Raw genomic sequence first — 16,340 nt, forward strand, 5'->3', positions numbered from 1 at the left:
CGCCAGCGTGGCGGGCCGATCCAGGTCCGCCACCAGCGGCACCGCGCCGGCTGCGCGAAGCTCGGCCCGGCGTTCTGGTTGTGAAGTGACGGCGAATACGCGCATACGCGCGGACAGCAGGCGCAGGATGCGCGTGCCGACATCGCCGCAACCGACGATCAGCAGGCGCGGACGACCCAGGCGCCGTGCGCCCCGTGGGGAAGACAATGCCGTTCGCGGCGACAGAATTTGGCTCATAGATCCGATTATGGCGTATCAAGTCACCGTAATGCCCAGCGGCCACAAGTTCGAAGTGGCCACCGATGAAACCATCCTTGGCGCGGCCCTGCGCCACAGCATTGGCTTGCCCTACGGGTGCAAGAACGGTGCGTGTGGCTCCTGCAAGGGCCGCGTGCTCGAAGGCACGATCCACCAGGGCGACCACGCTGCCGCGGCCCTGACCGCCCAGGAAAAAACGGAAGGCCGCGCGCTGTTCTGCTGCGCCAACGCCACTTCCGACATCACGATCGAATGCCGCGAGGTGCATGGCGCCGGCGATATTCCGATCAAGAAAATCCCCTGCCGCGTGACCTCGGTGGAGCGCCTGGCCGACGACGTCATCGCCATCAAGCTGCAACTGCCCGCCACCGAGCGCATGCAGTACCTGGCCGGCCAGTACGTGGAATTCCTGCTGCGTGACGGCAAGCGCCGCAGCTACTCGATCGCCACGCCGCCGCACGAGGAAGGCCCGATCGAACTGCATATCCGCCACATGCCCGGCGGCGCGTTCACCGATTACGTATTCGGCGCCAAGGAAGGCGCGCCGGCCATGAAGGAGCGCGACATCCTGCGCTTCGAAGGCCCGCTCGGCAGCTTCTTCCTGCGCGAGGAATCGGACAAGCCGATCATCCTGCTGGCCTCCGGCACCGGCTTCGCCCCGATCAAGGCGATTGTCGAACATGCCGCGTACACGGGCATCACCCGTCCGATGACGCTGTACTGGGGCGGACGCCGTCCGCGCGACCTGTACATGCACGCGCTGTGCGAACAGTGGGCGCGCGACCTCCCGAACTTCAAGTACGTGCCAGTGGTATCCGACGCGCAGGCTGAAGACAACTGGACCGGCCGCACGGGGTTCGTTCACCAGGCGGTGATGGCCGACCATCCGGACCTGTCCGGCCACGAGGTCTACGCCTGCGGCGCGCCCGTGATGGTGAACGCCGCGCGCGGCGACTTCTCGGCGCAATGCAAGCTGCACGAGGACGCGTTCTTCGCCGACTCGTTCACGTCAGAAGCAGACCTGCACAAAGGTGGCGCGGCCTGAGGGCATTGCCCCCAGAACGCCACTCGCCGTTCCGCTGACACAACAATGGCACCCGGGCCTGCCAAATTTCGCTTTGACACCCGGGCCCATGCGTCTTATATTGGCCGCCATGAACACCGCCAACTTCATCCGACGCCGCGCTCGTACGTTGCTCCCATTCGGGGTGCCGCGCGGCTGACCGTCAACAGCGTCTGTTCAGGTCAACAAGCCACGGGCAATCCCCGTGGCTTTTTGCTTTTTTCGACTTTTAGTTTCATGCCGACCCCAGGAGTCCGCCATGGCATTTGCTGAGTTTCCCGTCCAATCCCTGATGTACATCACCAACCGGCCCGAACTGGTTTTCACCGAAGGCAAGGGGTCGTGGCTGACGGACCATAACGGCAAGCGCTATCTCGATTTCGTGCAGGGTTGGGCGGTCAACGCACTGGGCCATTCGAACGAAGGCATGATCCAGGCGCTGGAAAAGCAGGCGCGCAAGCTGCTGAACCCAAGCCCGGCGTTCTACAACGAGCCGATGCTGAAGCTGGCACAGCAGCTCACCGATAACAGCTGCTTCGACAAGGTCTTCTTCGCCAACAGCGGCGCGGAAGCCAACGAAGGCGCGATCAAGCTCGCACGCAAGTGGGGCCGCAAGCACAAGAACGGCGCGTACGAGATCATCACGATGGACCACAGCTTCCATGGCCGCACGTTGGCGACCATGAGCGCGTCGGGCAAGGCCGGCTGGGACACGATCTTCGCGCCGCAGGTGCCGGGCTTCCCGAAGGCCGAGCTGAACGACCTGGCTTCGGTGGAAAAGCTGATCACCGACAAGACCGTGGGCATCATGCTCGAGCCGGTGCAAGGCGAAGGCGGCGTGATTCCCGCCACGCGCGAATTCATGCAGGGCCTGCGCGCGCTGGCCGACAAGCACAAGCTGCTGTTCATCGTCGATGAAGTGCAGACCGGCTGCGGCCGCTGCGGCACGCTGTTCGCGTACGAACTGTCGGGTGTGGAGCCGGACATCATGACGCTCGGCAAGGGCATTGGCGGCGGCGTGCCGCTGTCCGCGCTGCTGTGCAAGGCCGATGTCGCCAGCTTCGAAGCCGGCGACCAGGGCGGCACGTACAACGGCAACCCGCTGATGACGGCCGTGGGCAGCTCGGTCATGGAACAACTGACCGCGCCGGGCTTCCTGGACGACGTGAAAGCCAAGGGCGAATACCTGCGCGAGCAACTGCTGGTGCTGACGAAGGAATTCGGTCTGGGTGGCGAGCGTGGTGAAGGCCTGCTGCGCGCGCTGGTGCTGGGCAAGGACATCGGCCCGCAACTCGTGGAAGAAGCACGCGAAATGTCGCCGGTGGGCCTGCTGCTGAACGCGCCGCGCCCGAACCTGCTGCGCTTCATGCCCGCGCTGAACGTGACCCGCGAAGAGATCGACCAGATGATCGGCATGCTGCGCGAGTTGCTGAAGAAGCTGGCCTGACTTCACGCCACGCAATGAAAAATGCCTCGCTTTCGCGAGGCATTTTTTGTTTGAGGCACCGGGTGTCTGCTCCCCTCTCCCGCAAGCAGGAGACAGGAGCACCATCGGCCTTTTACTCACCCAGATACGCGGCCCGCACCTTCGGGTCGTCGAGCATCTGCTTTGCGTCGCCGCTCATCGTGATCAGGCCGGACTCCATCACGTAACCGCGATCGGCCGCCTGCAGCGCCAGGCGCGCGTTCTGCTCGACCAGCAGCACAGTCACGCCCTGCGACGACACCGTGCGCACCACCTCGAAGATCTTCTCGACCATGATCGGCGAGAGGCCCATCGACGGCTCATCCAGCAACAGCAGCTTCGGCTGGCTCATCAGCGCGCGGGCCATCGCCAGCATCTGTTGTTCGCCGCCGGACATCGTGCCAGCAAGCTGGTCGGCACGCTCCTTCAGGCGCGGGAACGTTTCGAACATGCGGTCGATGTCGGCCTTGATGCCGGCCTCGTCATTGCGCGTGTACGCACCCATCTGCAGGTTCTCGGTGATCGTCATGCGCGCGAACACGCCGCGGCCTTCCGGCACCATCGCCAGCCCTTGCTTGAGCAGCGCATAGCTGGGCACGCCCTTGATCGACTTGCCCATGTACTCCACGTCGCCGCCGGCCCAGCCCTGCAGGCCGGTGATGGCCTTCATGGTGGTGGTCTTGCCGGCGCCGTTGGCGCCGATCAGCGTCACGAGTTCGCCGTCTTTGATATCCAGGTCCACGCCCTTGACGGCCTGGATGCCGCCGTAGGCCACTTTCAGGCCCGAGATCTTCAGGATCGTCTGTGTCATTTGCGTCTCTCCCGCCTTAGTGCGCCGCTGCGCCGAGGTAAGCCTCGATCACGGCAGGATTGTTCTGCACTTCGTGCGGCAGGCCCTGCGCGATGACCTTGCCGTAGTCCAGCACGGTGAGGCGGTTGCACAAGCCCATCACAAGCTTGACGTCGTGTTCGATCAACAGGATGGTCTTGCCATCGTTCTTGATCTTCTCCAGCAGGCCACGCAACTCCACCTTCTCGGTGGCGTTCATGCCGGCGGCGGGTTCATCCAGCGCCAGAAGCTTTGGCTCCGTGGCCAGCGCGCGGGCGATCTCCAGACGACGCTGGTGGCCGTACGACAGGTTGCGCGACGTGAAGTTGGCGTACTTGCCAATGCCAACGTACTCGAGCAGATCGTGGGCCATGTCTTCAACGGCCTCTTCTTCCTGACGCACCGAAGGCGGACGGAAGATGGCGCCGAACAGGCCTGCCTTGGTGCGCACGTGCCGGCCCACCATCACGTTTTCCAGCGCGGTCATGTCGCCGAACAGGCGGATGTTCTGGAACGTGCGCGCGATACCCGCCTTGGCCACTTCGTGGACGGCAGTCGGCTGGTACGGCTTGCCGCCCAGCACGAACTCGCCGGAGTCCGGCGTGTACAGGCCCGTGATCACATTGAAGAACGTGGTCTTGCCGGCGCCGTTCGGGCCGATAAGCCCATAGATCTCACCCGGCTTGATCTGCAGGCCCACATCGGACAGTGCCTGCAGGCCACCAAAACGTTTGTTGACCCCCTGTACGGACAGGAGGAAATCGGAATTGCTCATGTTGTCCCCCTGTTCAGAAACGACCGACACTGCCGGCACGACGCACAACCGGACGGTCTTCCTTGCGTGGTGATGGCCACAAGCCGGCCGGGCGATACAGCATCACGCCCACCAGGGCCAGACCGAACAACAACTGGCGCAACACTTCGGCATCGACAATGACCTGGCCGAAGATGCCGGTCTGAATCGGTTCCGCCACGGCGCGCAGCAGCTCCTGGAAGCCCACCAGAAGGATGCCGCCCAGGATCACGCCCGGGATGTGGCCCATGCCGCCCAGCACCACGATCGCCAGGACGTAGATCGATTCCCACAACGTGAACGATTCCGGCGAGACGAAGCCCTGGAACGCGCCAAAAGTCGCACCCGACGCACCGCCAAACGAGGCGCCCATGGCAAAGGCCAGCAGCTTGATGTTGCGCGTGTTGATACCCATCGCCTTGGCGGCGATCTCGTCTTCGCGGATGGCCACGAAGGCACGGCCGATACGCGAGTTCTGCAATCGCAGGCAGATAAACACGATGACAATGACCAGCGCCACCAGCAGGTAGTAGTACATGAACACCGGTGTGAACTTGAGCCCGAAGATCTCGTGCGACTTCGAGAAGTCGAAACCGAAGATGTGGACCGGATCCACTGCCGTGATGCCCTTGGGGCCGTTGGTGATGTTCACCGGACGGTCCAGGTTGTTCATAAAGATGCGGACGATCTCGCCGAAGCCCAGTGTCACGATGGCCAGGTAGTCCCCGCGCAGTTTCAGCGTTGGCGCACCCAGCAGCACGCCAAACGTGGCCGCCACCACCACCGCTATCGGCAGGACGAACCACATCGACAGGTGCAGTCCGTTAGGGAACAGCTGGTGGATCCACTCGAACTGATTGGACAGGTGAGGCGAGCCGAGCAACGCCATCATGTAGGCGCCTACCGCATAGAACGCGATGTAGCCCAGATCAAGCAGACCGGCAAAGCCGACCACGATGTTCAGGCCCAGCGCCAGCATGATGTAGAGCAGCGCGAAGTCGAGCACGCGCACCCAGTAGTTGCCGCCGAAGGTCTGAACGAAGAATGGAGCGCAGAGCGCGACCACCAGGAAGCCGACCAGCGCGGCCAGCGTCTTGGCCGGCACGCGCGACGGCGCCGCCACGGCTGTGGATGGAATCGGAGTATTCATGGATTCTCTCCCCTCAGGCGCGGTCAGCCACACGTTCGCCCATGATGCCGGACGGACGGAACACGAGCACGATGATCAGCACGATGAAGGCGAACACGTCCTGGTAGTTCGAGCCGAACACACCGTTGGTCAAGTCGCCGATGTAGCCCGCGCCAAGCGCCTCGATCAGGCCCAGCAACATGCCCCCGACCATTGCGCCGGCCAGGTTGCCGATGCCGCCGAGCACCGCGGCAGTGAATGCCTTCAGGCCCGGGATGAAGCCCATGTAGAAATGGGCATTGCCGTAGTTGGTGGCCATCATCACACCGGCCAGCGCCGCAAGCGCCGCACCGATCATGAACGTGGCAGAAATCACGAAGTTGGGGTTGACGCCCATCAGGCCCGCCACCTTCTGGTTCTCGGCGGTGGCGCGCATGGCGCGGCCGAGCTTGGTACGGTTCACCAGGGCCAGCAGGCCCGCCATCACCATCACGGCCAGGCCGATGATGACGATTTCCTTGCCGGTGATCGTGGCGCCGGTGGAGCCGATGTCGATCGGGCTCGACGGCAGCAGTTGCGGGAACGTCAGCGGGTTGCGCGACCAGATCAGCATCCCCATGGTCTGGAGAATGATCGAGACACCGATCGCGGTAATAAGCGGGGCCAATCGAGGTGCGTTGCGCAACGGCCGGTAGGCCACGCGTTCGATGGTATAGGCCAGAACTGCACAGACGGGCATGGCGATCAGCGTGGCGATCACCAGCGTCAGCCATTCGGGCAGGCCGGGGGCGAACTTTTGCAGCCCCATGATTGCCGACAAAGCGGTCAGCGCGCCAATCATCAGCACATCGCCGTGCGCGAAGTTGATGATGCCCAGAATGCCGTAGACCATGGTGTAGCCCAGTGCGATCAGCGCGTAGATGCTGCCGAGCACAAGACCGTTCACGATCTGCTGGATAAAGATATCCATGAAAACTCCTGCTTCAGCCCCGATCCGGCAGGCATGGTGTGGATGCCTCGGGTGGGACGGTAATGTTGGATGGGTCAGGTATGGGTGTTGCTCTGCTGGTGTGCCTCCCGCCCTGTTCCACCCTTGGTAAGGATGCTGTCAACACGTTGGCGAGACTAAAAAGAACGGCACCGTAAAAGTGCTCACGGTGCCGTTCGTCTGGGCTGGTAAGCCCTGATTACATCTTCACGACGTCGAGGACGGACTTCTTCTTGTCCTTGTAGTCGTACAGCGTGATGGTGCCCTCCTTCATGTCGCCCTTTTCGTCGAAGGCGATGTTGCCGATCACGCCCTTGTAGTTCGTCTTCGGCATCTCGGCCAGGATGGCCGCCGGGTCGGTCGAATTGGCGCGCTTCATCGCGTCGACGATCACCATGACGGCGTCATAGGTGAACGGCGCGTAGATCTGCACCGGCGAGTTGAAACGTGCCTGGTAGCGCTTCTCGAAGTCGGCGCCCTTCTCCATCTTGGACAGTGCCAGACCGGCTTCCGAGCAGATGAGGTTGTCCACGGCATCGCCAGCCAGTTCGGCCACCTTGTCGGTACAGACACCATCGCCGCCAACGATCTTCGCCGTGATGCCCAACTCCTTCGCCTGCTTGGCGAACGGGCCGCCGGTGGCGTCCATGCCACCGTACATGATCACGTCGGGCTTCTTGCCCTTGATCTTGGTCAGAATGGCCTTGAAGTCGGTGGCCTTGTCGTTGGTGGCTTCACGTGCCACTACGTTCACGCCATCGGCCTTCGAGGTCTTCTCGAACTCGTCGGCCAGGCCCTTGCCGTAGGCAGTGGCATCGTCGACGATGGCCACGGTCTTGGCGTGCAGGGTCTTGGCGGCGTAGTTGGCCAGTGCCGGACCTTGCTGGGCATCGGTCGCCACCACGCGATAGGTGGTCTTGAAGCCCTGCTTGGTGTAGTCGGGGTTGGTCGACGACGGCGAGATCTGGACGATGCCGGCATCGCTGTAGATCTTCGAAGCCGGGATCGACACGCCCGAGTTCAGGTGGCCCACCACGGCCACGACCTTGGCGTCCACCAGCTTCTGGGCCACGGCGGTACCGGTCTTCGGATCGGCCGCGTCGTCTTCGCCAACCAGTTCCAGCTTGATCTTTTTGCCGTTGATGGTCAGGCCATCCTTGTTGACCTCTTCCACGGCCAGGCGGGCGCCGTTCTCGTTGTCCTTGCCAAGGTGGGCAATGCCGCCGGTCAGGGGCGCCGCGTGACCGATCTTGACGATGGTCTCGCCGCCACTCGTGTCGGCTGCCGCCGTGGCAGCGGGTGCCGGTGCGGCCGATTCAACCGGCTTTTCTTCTTTCTTGCCACATGCAGCGACCAGCGCCACAGCGGCCGCGATCGGCAGAATCTTGGCAAACGTGAATTGCATGAGTGATCTCCTAGGATTCACAAAAACAGGGAATAAAACACGCCTCCCGGACGTATTCCCCGAACCGCCTTTGTTTAGTTTCAATTTGAAACGCGCGAATTGTATCCCCTTTCTTTGTAGATGCAATACGCGACGCAACAACCTGAACCTTTTACCCGCCAATTGAGCTAGGGAATTTCCCCAATGCACAAAATGGGGCAATCTCCGCTCACTTGGCAGACCCGTCACATACCCTTACAAGAATCGTGCCCAGCGCCCGCCTGACCAAGCGGCGCCGCCATATAAGCATTGCCGGAGCCACCTATAATCACCAACTATTAATTAGGCATTTCATTTCAAATGCAAGGTTGCCTCTCTAATGTGCAGAATATGTCGCCGCCCCAAAATAGGGAAAACCCCAGCATCGGGGATTACCCTGTATTGTCTGCGTGTATAGACACGCGAGAAACGCATTAATAAAGAAACGGCTATTACAGAAGTATTGGACGAGGAACAAATGCGCGTCGGCAGCGAACGTGCGGAATGACACCCAAGCACCAATCATGGGCGGGAGAAACGCGGTGCGGATTGCTGGGGAGGGATTTTGGTGCGGACACCGTCACGCGTGCGCGTGAGGTGTCCGACAGGGACGAGGCAGGCAGGGCGCCCAGCCTCGGGAACTCAGGACTTCAGAATCAGGACTGGACCGACACGCTGGCCAGGCCACGCGGCAGCGGGAACGACATGTTCTCTTCCACGCCCTCGAGCGCGCGCACGCTCTTGACGCCGAAAGTCCGCAGACGCTCGACGATCGCCTGGGCGAGCGCCTCGGGCGCCGAGGCGCCGGCCGTCAGGCCGATGCGGCGCTTGCCAGTCACCCATTCCGGCTTGAGCTGCTCTGGATCGTCCACCATGTACGCTGGCACGCCCAAACGGTCGGCCAGTTCGCGCAGGCGGTTCGAGTTCGAACTGTTCGGGCTGCCCACCACGATCACCACTTCCACCTGCGGCACCATGAACTTCACGGCGTCCTGGCGGTTCTGCGTCGCGTAGCAGATGTCCTGCTTCTTCGGCTCGCGGATCTGCGGGAAGCGTGTCTTGAGCGCGGCCACGATCTCGGCGGTCTCGTCCACCGACAGCGTGGTCTGCGTGACGTAGGCCAGCTGTTGCGGATCGGCAACGACCAGACGATTCACGTCGTCCACCGATTCCACCAGCAGCATCCCTTGTTCGGATTGGCCCATGGTGCCTTCCACTTCAGGGTGGCCCCGGTGGCCGATCATGATGATCTCGCAACCCTCGCCGCGCATCTTGCCGACTTCCACGTGCACCTTGGTCACCAGCGGGCAGGTGGCATCGAAAACGGTCAGGCCGCGCGCGGTGGCGTCGGCGCGCACTTCCTTCGATACGCCATGGGCGCTGAAGATGACCGTCGAGCCCTGCGGCACTTCATCGAGCTCGTCGACGAAGATCGCGCCCTTCTTGCGCAGGTCGGCCACCACGTAGGCGTTGTGGACGATCTCGTGGCGCACATAGATGGGAGCGCCGAAGCGCGACAGCGCGCGTTCGACGATTTCGATCGCACGATCGACGCCCGCGCAGAAGCCGCGCGGTTGCGCCATCAGGATCTCGGCATCGGCAGGGACAGTGGTTTCGGTCATGCTGCGTTCCGTTACAACGGCAGACATCAGAGAATTCCGATCAGCTGAACATCGAACAGAATTGCCTGTCCGGCCAGCGGGTGGTTGAAATCGAAAAGCGCGGCGGTCTCGCCGTACTCCTTGAGCACGCCGGCGTACTTGCCGCCGCCAGGCGCGTTGAATTCGACAAGGTCGCCCGGCGCGTAGTCTTCCTCGAACGAGCTGTTCTCGCGCAGCGTGGCCAGCGAGACCCATTGCAGCAGTTCGGGATTACGCGGACCGAACGCCTGTTCGGGGGCCAGGCGATAGAGGGTGCGCTCGCCTTCGGCCATCCCCAGCAGCGCCTGTTCCAGCGTCGGAACGAGCTGACCCTGGCCAAGCAGCAGCGTGGCGGGCTTTTCCTCGAACGTGCTCACCACTTCGGTGCCGTTCTCGAGGGCGATGCTGTAATGAAGCGTCAGGAAGGAGTCTGCCTGGACGGTCTTGCGCGCAGGCGCGGCGTCACGTTCGGCCTGGGCCGCAGTAGATTGCAAAGTCATGGGAGTCAACCGGTCAACAGCCGCCATTGTATGCGACTAGACCATCCGCCGTTGGGCTGCTCGTGCTGGCAACTCGGAAAACCTTGAGGAAGCGCATCCCGGAAGAGACTGGACAGCACTCGCCGGGGCCGTTACATTGTGGGCCCCGTCGATCTCCGGTCGACGGCAGAACATGACCGGCCCATCCGTCAGCCCATGACGTGACGCAAGCAGCACGATGCAACGGCCCGCTTCCGAATCTGTCGGAAGGCATTGATTCGTCGCTCGTTTCCGGTCTATAATGTTCGTTTCGCTGAAGTACCAATCCGCTGCAGTCCGGGCCCGCGCGCCTTTTGTTGATCTGTTGCGAACATTGTCCACGAATAAGATTTAGGAGTGCTTCATGGCACGCGTCTGTCAAGTGACCGGGAAAGCGCCGATGGTCGGCAACAACGTTTCCCACGCAAACAACAAGACCAAGCGCCGTTTTCTGCCCAACCTGCAGAACCGCCGCTTCTTCGTTGAATCGGAAAACCGCTGGGTGAGCCTGCGCGTCTCGAACGCCGGTCTGCGCCTGATCGACAAGAAAGGCATCGACGCCGTGCTCGCAGACCTGCGCGCACGCGGCGAAGTCTAATTAGGAGTACACCATGGCCAGCAAAGGCGGACGCGACAAGATCAAGCTGGAATCGACCGCAGGTACCGGTCATTTCTACACGACCACCAAGAACAAGCGCACCATGCCGGAAAAGATGGAGATCTCGAAGTTCGATCCCGTCGCCCGTAAGCATGTGCCTTACAAGGAAACCAAGATCAAGTAATTGATCTACGGTCTTCAGCCAAAAGCCCCGCACTTGCGGGGCTTTTTGTTTCTGGGCGACCGTCCGGCAATCGCCGCCAAACCTTGCCGGCCAAGGGGAAGGTGTAACAGTCTGGTGCGGGTGGGTGTAGACTTGCGAGCTTTCCCCCAACGCTCTTTCGCGCTCGCGCGATCCCTGCACCATGAACTACGACGTCGCGATCGTCGGCAGCGGGCTGGCCGGCCTTACCGTCGCTTTGCAGCTTGCCGATACCCACCGGGTTGTCATCCTCAGCAAACGCGCCATGACAACGGGGGCAAGCGATTGGGCCCAGGGCGGCATCGCCGCGGTGCTCGACTCGGGCGATAGTCACGACGAACACACGCAGGACACGCTGGTTGCAGGTGCAGGCCTTTGCGACGAGGAAGCGACGCGCTTTATCGTGGAGCATGGCCGCGAAGCGATCCAATGGCTGATCGACCGCGGGGTGCCGTTCACGCGCGACGAACAGGCCGAACTCGGCTTCCACCTCACCCGCGAAGGCGGGCATAGCCGTCGCCGCATCATCCACGTTGCCGACGCCACCGGCCATGCGGTGGTGACCACGCTGGCCGAGCAGGCCCGCCAGCATCCGAACATCACGATCCTCGAAGACCAGTTCGCAGTCGACCTGATCACGTCCGCCAAGCTCGGCTTGCCCGGCAACCGTTGCTATGGCCTGTACGTGCTCGATGCGGAAACGGGCGAAGTGCGCACGCTCACAGCCACGCATACGGTGCTGGCCGCCGGCGGCGCGGGCAAGGTCTACCTCTATACGACCAACCCCGACACGGCTACCGGCGACGGCATCGCCATGGCCTGGCGCGCGGGCTGCCGGGTGTCGAACATGGAATTCATCCAGTTTCATCCGACCTGCCTCTATCACCCCTACGCGAAGTCGTTCCTGATCTCGGAAGCCGTGCGCGGCGAAGGCGGCCTGCTGAGGCTGCCGGATGGCACGCGCTTCATGCCCGAGCATGACGACCGCGCTGAACTGGCGCCGCGTGACGTGGTAGCTCGCGCCATCGACTTCGAAATGAAAAAACGCGGCCTGGATTGCGTGTATCTCGACATCACGCATCAGCCCGTATCGTTCCTCAAGGAACACTTCCCGACGATCTACGCCCGCTGCCTGGAACTTGGCATCGATATCGCGAGCGAGCCGATTCCCGTGGTGCCGGCCGCGCACTACACCTGTGGTGGCGTGGTCACCGATACGGCGGGCCGCACCGATCTCGGCAATCTCTACGCGGTTGGCGAGACGGGCTGCACGGGTCTGCACGGCGCCAACCGCCTGGCGTCGAACTCGCTGCTCGAATGCATGGTGATCGGCCGTGCCGCGGCTGCGGACATTGCCTCGCAAGGCAAGGCCGACGCGCCGGACATCACGCTGCCGGCCTGGGATGAGAGCCGCGTATCGGATGCCGACGAGGAAGTCGTCGTCTCGCACAACTGGGATGAGCTGCGCCGCCTGATGTGGAACTACGTCGGCATCGTGCGCACCGACAAGCGGCTGGAGCGCGCGCAGCACCGGATCGGCATGCTGCGCGAGGAGATCGCCGAGTACTACGCGAATTTCCGCGTTACCCGCGATCTGTTGGAATTACGCAACCTGGTGGAAGTGGCATCGCTGATCGTCGACAGCGCCTATTCACGCCACGAAAGCCGTGGCCTGCATTTTAGCCGTGACTATCCGGAAACGCTGCCGAAGGCGCTGCCTACCGTGCTGCAACCGCTGACGGGCCGCGCGGCAAGCCGCCGGAAGGTCTGAACCTCCGGCGACAGCCCAGGACCAGGCTCAGCCGACGATGCGCAGCGAGAAATCGGTCGCGCGCACATCCTTGGTGAGGGCGCCGACCGAGATCCGGTCGACGCCGGTTTCGGCGAAGCGGCGAATCGTTTCGTAGTTCACCCCGCCCGACACCTCGAGCAGCGCGCGCTCACGGTTGATCGTCACGGCCTCGCGCATCATTTCGAGCGAGAAGTTGTCGATCAGCACGGACTTCGCGCCTGCCGCCAGCGCCTCTTCCAGTTCGGCGATCGATTCGACCTCGATCTGGATTGAAGCCTCGGTGCCGAGCGCCAGTGCCGCTTCCATCGCCGCCGCGATACCGCCCGCCGCCGCGATGTGGTTCTCCTTGATCAGGATGCCGTCGTACAAGGCCAGGCGCTGATTCTCCCCACCCCCGACCCTCACCGCATACTTCTGCGCAAGACGCAGGCCCGGCAGCGTCTTGCGCGTATCGAGCACGCGTGCGCGCGTATCGGCGATCAGATCGGCGTAACGGCGGGTGGCCGACGCCACGCCGGAGAGCAGTTGCAGGAAATTCAACGATGGCCGCTCGGCGGTCAGCAACGCGCGTGCCGGCCCGGCGATTTCGCAGACCACGTCGTCCGGCGCCAGACGCGCGCCCTCTTCCTTTTGCCACGTCACCAGCAGCCTCTCGTCGATCGCTTGCATGCAGGCATCGAACCACGGGCGACCGCACAGCACGGCAGCTTCGCGAACAATCACGCGGGCGTGCACGGGCTTGTCGGCCGGCACCAGCAGACCAGTCAGGTCACCAGTCCCCACATCCTCGGCAATCGCTGCCTTGACGTTGGCGGCCAGCGCCACACGCAGCGCAGGGCCGTAGCTATCGAATACAGAGTTCACGCTCATGCCGGGCCGACTCCGCTGAACAGTGCCGATTCCCTGGCGAGATCGGCTGCGGGGCGAACATTGGCTTTCTGCTGCGCGGCGAAATCGAGCATCCGGTTGATACACGTTACGGCGCGTTGTCCGATGTCGGCGTCGACGTGAATTTCGTTGCGGCCGGTCTCGAGGACTTCGGCCAGGTTGGTCAGCGCATTCATGGCCATCCACGGGCAATGCGCACAGCTCTTGCAGGTGGCGCTGTTGCCGGCGGTCGGGGCCTCGATGAACATCTTGCCGGGCGCGGCCATGCGCATCTTGTGCAGGATGCCGTTATCGGTGGCGACGATGAACTCGTTGGCGTCCAGTTGCTGGGCTGCGGCGATCAACTGGCTGGTCGAGCCGACCACATCAGCCTGCGCAACCACGTTGGCCGGCGATTCCGGGTGGACCAGGATCTTGGCTTTCGGATGCTCGCGGCGCAGCAGATCGAGTTCGATACCCTTGAACTCGTCGTGCACCAGGCACGAGCCCTGCCACAGCAGCATGTCGGCGCCGGTCTGCTGCTGGATGTAGCTGCCCAGATGCTTGTCCGGTGCCCACAGGATCTTCTCGCCGCGCGCATGCAGATGCTCGACGATCTTCAGGCCGATGCTCGACGTCACCATCCAGTCGGCGCGCGCCTTCACCGCCGCGCTGGTGTTGGCATAGACCACCACGGTGCGATCCGGGTGCGCATCGCAGAATGCCGCGAAATCGTCGGCCGGGCAGCCCAGGTCCAGCGAGCAGGTGGCGTCCAGATCCGGCATCAGGATCGTCTTCTCGGGGCTCAGGATCTTGGCGGTCTCGCCCATGAATCGCACGCCGGCCACCACGAGCGTCTTGGCCTCGTGATCGCGCCCGAAACGGGCCATCTCCAGCGAATCGGACACGCAGCCGCCGGTTTCCTCGGCAAGATCCTGCAGGTCGGCATCGACGTAGTAATGCGCCACCAGCACCGCATTGCGCTCTTTCAACAACTTGCGAATGCGTGACTTGAGCGCCTGGCGCTCATCGGGTGTCAGCGCCGGGGGCACCTTGGCCCAGGCGTGCGCGACGCAGCTACCACCGGCGGCCGCGTCAGGGTCCGTCAGGTTCGGCTTTTCGAACTCGACGCTCTTGATCGTTTGTGGGGTCATCTCTGCAGTACTCCTCGGCGCACCGTTGGCTGCCGCGCTGTGGACGCGCGGTCTGTGCCATCACATGGAGAAGTTTAGCCAAAAGAAAAGCCCCGCCTGGGGCGGGGCTTTATAGCCATGACGGGCGCGTCGGCGATTGTATCAGGCGTACCGGCGCAGGCGCAGCGAAAACTCCTGCAGCGCCTGGATGCCGCTGGCTTCGGCGCGATGGCACCAGGCCTGCAGCTGAGCCAGCAGTTGCTCGCGCGTCAGGTTCGAGCGGCCCCAGATCACAGCCAGTTCGCGGCGCATTTCCACGAACGTGCTCAGCATCTTGTTTTGCTCGACGATGGTCGCCAATTGCTGACGTTGCGGCGCAGCCAGCTTGGTTTCCTCGCGGTGGAACCACTTGCGGGCCGGCTTGAAGCTCGAGTACTCGGGCGTATTGCCTTCCTTGTGCTTGCGCAGTTCATCCTTGTAGGCGGACTTCAGCGTCTTGGCGTAGCGGGCCATCACGTCGTAGCGGTTAGCGATGATCGCTTCCAGCGTGTTGTGATCCACCGGACGGGCCTCCACCAGGCGAGCCTTGGGCGGGGTCTTCTTGACCTTGGCCAGGCCCACCGACTGCATCGCGCGGATGTACCACCAGCCCACGTCGATCTCGTACCACTTGATCGAGAACTTGGCCGACGTCGGGTACGTGTGGTGGTTGTTGTGCAGCTCTTCACCACCGATGATGAAGCCCCACGGCGACACGTTGGTCGATGCGTCTTCGCAGTCGTAGTTGCGATAGCCCCAGTAGTGGCCCAGGCCGTTGATGATGCCGGCCGCATGGATCGGGATCCAGAGCATCTGCACTGCCCACACGGACATGCCGACCAGGCCGAACAGGGCCAGGTCGATGATCAGCATCAGCGCCACGCCTTGCCAGGAGAAGCGCGAGTACAGATTGCGCTCGATCCAGTCATCGGGCGTGCCGTGGCCGAACTTGGTGATGGTTTCCTTATTCTTGGCCTCGGCGCGATACAGCTCCGCGCCTTCCAGCAGCACCTTGCGGATGCCGCGGGTCTGCGGGCTGTGCGGATCGTCTTCGGTTTCGCACTTGGCGTGGTGCTTGCGGTGAATCGCGGTCCACTCCTTGGTCACCATGCCCGTGGTCATCCACAGCCAGAAACGGAAGAAATGCTGGGCGATCGGATGCAGGTCCAGCGACCGGTGCGCCATGCAGCGGTGCAGGAAAATGGTCACGCCGGCGATCGTGATGTGCGTCATCACGAGCGTGTAGATCACGATCTCCCACCAGGACCAGTTGGCGAGGCCGTTGGCGGCCCAATCAAGAATTGAGTCGAACAAACTGTGTTCTCCGTCTAAAAAACGAGGGATGCAGTGCGGCACTACCATGCAACGCACCAAACGCGCAGAAAAAAGACTGCAAATTCAACGATTGCGATAGCTTTCTGGCGCTGGCGCAATCCTGCGTAGGTGGCAGGAGCCGGGCCGAGGCACGAACCGCTGCAATCTGGCGGTTGTCTGGAAGTGGGGCTGACGGGTTGGTCTGCAACCCGCGTTCAGCCCGATATTCTACCGGATCGACGCGGGTCAGACATCCGCTTTTTCCCCGACTTTGAGAGGCTGGCGCGGG

The 16,340-nt window shown here is 62.8% G+C and carries 16 protein-coding genes; 5 read left to right on the plus strand and 11 right to left on the minus strand.

The annotated features are described in order from the left end of the window. A partial coding sequence (locus D769_RS10725) for an NAD-binding protein (RefSeq protein ID WP_008644891.1) occupies positions 1–237 on the minus strand: 237 nt, incomplete at its 3' end. 10 nt (positions 238–247) lie between these two features. On the opposite strand from D769_RS10725, the gene D769_RS10730 reads away from it, so the two are divergent. Beyond that, a complete protein-coding gene (locus D769_RS10730) occupies positions 248–1,303 on the plus strand; it encodes a CDP-6-deoxy-delta-3,4-glucoseen reductase (RefSeq protein WP_008644894.1) in 1,056 nt (351 codons plus the stop codon). A gap of 277 nt (positions 1,304–1,580) precedes the next feature. After that, the gene (locus D769_RS10735; protein WP_008644896.1) at positions 1,581–2,768 is read left to right on the plus strand and encodes an acetylornithine transaminase; all 1,188 of its coding nucleotides are present in this window, start codon (positions 1,581–1,583) and stop codon (positions 2,766–2,768) included. 112 nt (positions 2,769–2,880) lie between these two features. Here the strand turns inward: D769_RS10735 and D769_RS10740 are convergent, their stop codons facing one another. From D769_RS10740 to D769_RS10770, 7 genes are all read right to left on the minus strand, one after another. After that, positions 2,881–3,597: an ABC transporter ATP-binding protein gene (locus D769_RS10740; protein WP_008644899.1), complete on the minus strand. Its 717-nt coding sequence runs from the start codon at positions 3,595–3,597 to the stop codon at positions 2,881–2,883. 16 nt (positions 3,598–3,613) lie between these two features. Continuing rightward, positions 3,614–4,390, minus strand: coding sequence for an ABC transporter ATP-binding protein (locus D769_RS10745; protein WP_008644902.1), 777 nt, complete (start codon positions 4,388–4,390; stop codon positions 3,614–3,616). A gap of 13 nt (positions 4,391–4,403) precedes the next feature. Continuing rightward, positions 4,404–5,558, minus strand: coding sequence for an ABC transporter ATP-binding protein (locus D769_RS10750; protein WP_008644903.1), 1,155 nt, complete (start codon positions 5,556–5,558; stop codon positions 4,404–4,406). A 13-nt stretch (positions 5,559–5,571) separates the two neighbouring features. Next, positions 5,572–6,507, minus strand: a complete 936-nt coding sequence (locus D769_RS10755) for a branched-chain amino acid ABC transporter permease (protein ID WP_008644904.1) — start codon at positions 6,505–6,507, stop codon at positions 5,572–5,574. A gap of 217 nt (positions 6,508–6,724) precedes the next feature. Beyond that, complete coding sequence (locus D769_RS10760; protein ID WP_008644905.1) at positions 6,725–7,930, minus strand: branched-chain amino acid ABC transporter substrate-binding protein; 1,206 nt, start codon at positions 7,928–7,930, stop codon at positions 6,725–6,727. Between the two features lie 674 nt (positions 7,931–8,604). Then, on the minus strand, positions 8,605–9,597 hold the full coding sequence (gene ispH, locus D769_RS10765) for a 4-hydroxy-3-methylbut-2-enyl diphosphate reductase (protein ID WP_008644906.1): 993 nt from the start codon (positions 9,595–9,597) through the stop codon (positions 8,605–8,607). After that, positions 9,597–10,088 (minus strand): peptidylprolyl isomerase, encoded by a 492-nt coding sequence (locus D769_RS10770; protein WP_008644907.1) that lies wholly within the window; start codon positions 10,086–10,088, stop codon positions 9,597–9,599. The genes ispH and D769_RS10770 overlap by 1 nt, the downstream gene beginning before the upstream one ends. Positions 10,089–10,470: 382 nt before the next feature. Between D769_RS10770 and rpmB the strand changes: the two genes are divergently transcribed. The 3 genes from rpmB (at position 10,471) to nadB (ending at position 12,677) form a co-directional block, all read left to right on the plus strand. After that, entirely contained in the window at positions 10,471–10,704 is a 234-nt protein-coding gene (gene rpmB / locus D769_RS10775) for a 50S ribosomal protein L28 (RefSeq protein WP_008644908.1), read from the plus strand. Between the two features lie 13 nt (positions 10,705–10,717). Beyond that, positions 10,718–10,888, plus strand: coding sequence for a 50S ribosomal protein L33 (rpmG, locus tag D769_RS10780; RefSeq protein ID WP_008644909.1), 171 nt, complete (start codon positions 10,718–10,720; stop codon positions 10,886–10,888). A 181-nt stretch (positions 10,889–11,069) separates the two neighbouring features. Continuing rightward, entirely contained in the window at positions 11,070–12,677 is a 1,608-nt protein-coding gene (gene nadB, locus D769_RS10785) for an L-aspartate oxidase (RefSeq protein ID WP_008644910.1), read from the plus strand. A gap of 27 nt (positions 12,678–12,704) precedes the next feature. Here nadB and nadC read toward each other — a convergent pair whose 3' ends face one another. The 3 genes from nadC to D769_RS10800 all read right to left on the minus strand — a co-directional run bounded on the left by nadC (position 12,705) and on the right by D769_RS10800 (position 16,051). Beyond that, positions 12,705–13,568, minus strand: coding sequence for a carboxylating nicotinate-nucleotide diphosphorylase (nadC, locus tag D769_RS10790; protein ID WP_008644911.1), 864 nt, complete (start codon positions 13,566–13,568; stop codon positions 12,705–12,707). Beyond that, positions 13,565–14,719 (minus strand): quinolinate synthase NadA, encoded by a 1,155-nt coding sequence (gene nadA, locus D769_RS10795; RefSeq protein WP_008644912.1) that lies wholly within the window; start codon positions 14,717–14,719, stop codon positions 13,565–13,567. Before nadA ends, nadC begins: the two co-directional genes overlap by 4 nt. A gap of 141 nt (positions 14,720–14,860) precedes the next feature. Then, entirely contained in the window at positions 14,861–16,051 is a 1,191-nt protein-coding gene (locus tag D769_RS10800; protein WP_008644913.1) for an acyl-CoA desaturase, read from the minus strand. Positions 16,052–16,340: the final 289 nt, after the last annotated feature.

Source organism: Cupriavidus sp. HMR-1, from assembly GCF_000319775.1.
Classification (GTDB): domain Bacteria; phylum Pseudomonadota; class Gammaproteobacteria; order Burkholderiales; family Burkholderiaceae; genus Cupriavidus; species Cupriavidus metallidurans.

Excerpts from the sequence above, each read along its gene's own strand:
- D769_RS10730 (WP_008644894.1), top strand. The coding sequence starts at position 248 with ATGGCGTATCAAGTCACCGTAATGCCCAGCGGCCACAAGTTCGAAGTG.
- D769_RS10735 (WP_008644896.1), top strand. The coding sequence starts at position 1,581 with ATGGCATTTGCTGAGTTTCCCGTCCAATCCCTGATGTACATCACCAAC.
- D769_RS10740 (WP_008644899.1), bottom strand. The coding sequence starts at position 3,597 with ATGACACAGACGATCCTGAAGATCTCGGGCCTGAAAGTGGCCTACGGC.
- D769_RS10745 (WP_008644902.1), bottom strand. The coding sequence starts at position 4,390 with ATGAGCAATTCCGATTTCCTCCTGTCCGTACAGGGGGTCAACAAACGT.
- D769_RS10750 (WP_008644903.1), bottom strand. The coding sequence starts at position 5,558 with ATGAATACTCCGATTCCATCCACAGCCGTGGCGGCGCCGTCGCGCGTG.
- D769_RS10755 (WP_008644904.1), bottom strand. The coding sequence starts at position 6,507 with ATGGATATCTTTATCCAGCAGATCGTGAACGGTCTTGTGCTCGGCAGC.
- D769_RS10760 (WP_008644905.1), bottom strand. The coding sequence starts at position 7,930 with ATGCAATTCACGTTTGCCAAGATTCTGCCGATCGCGGCCGCTGTGGCG.
- ispH (WP_008644906.1), bottom strand. The coding sequence starts at position 9,597 with ATGTCTGCCGTTGTAACGGAACGCAGCATGACCGAAACCACTGTCCCT.
- D769_RS10770 (WP_008644907.1), bottom strand. The coding sequence starts at position 10,088 with ATGACTTTGCAATCTACTGCGGCCCAGGCCGAACGTGACGCCGCGCCT.
- rpmB (WP_008644908.1), top strand. The coding sequence starts at position 10,471 with ATGGCACGCGTCTGTCAAGTGACCGGGAAAGCGCCGATGGTCGGCAAC.
- rpmG (WP_008644909.1), top strand. The coding sequence starts at position 10,718 with ATGGCCAGCAAAGGCGGACGCGACAAGATCAAGCTGGAATCGACCGCA.
- nadB (WP_008644910.1), top strand. The coding sequence starts at position 11,070 with ATGAACTACGACGTCGCGATCGTCGGCAGCGGGCTGGCCGGCCTTACC.
- nadC (WP_008644911.1), bottom strand. The coding sequence starts at position 13,568 with ATGAGCGTGAACTCTGTATTCGATAGCTACGGCCCTGCGCTGCGTGTG.
- nadA (WP_008644912.1), bottom strand. The coding sequence starts at position 14,719 with ATGACCCCACAAACGATCAAGAGCGTCGAGTTCGAAAAGCCGAACCTG.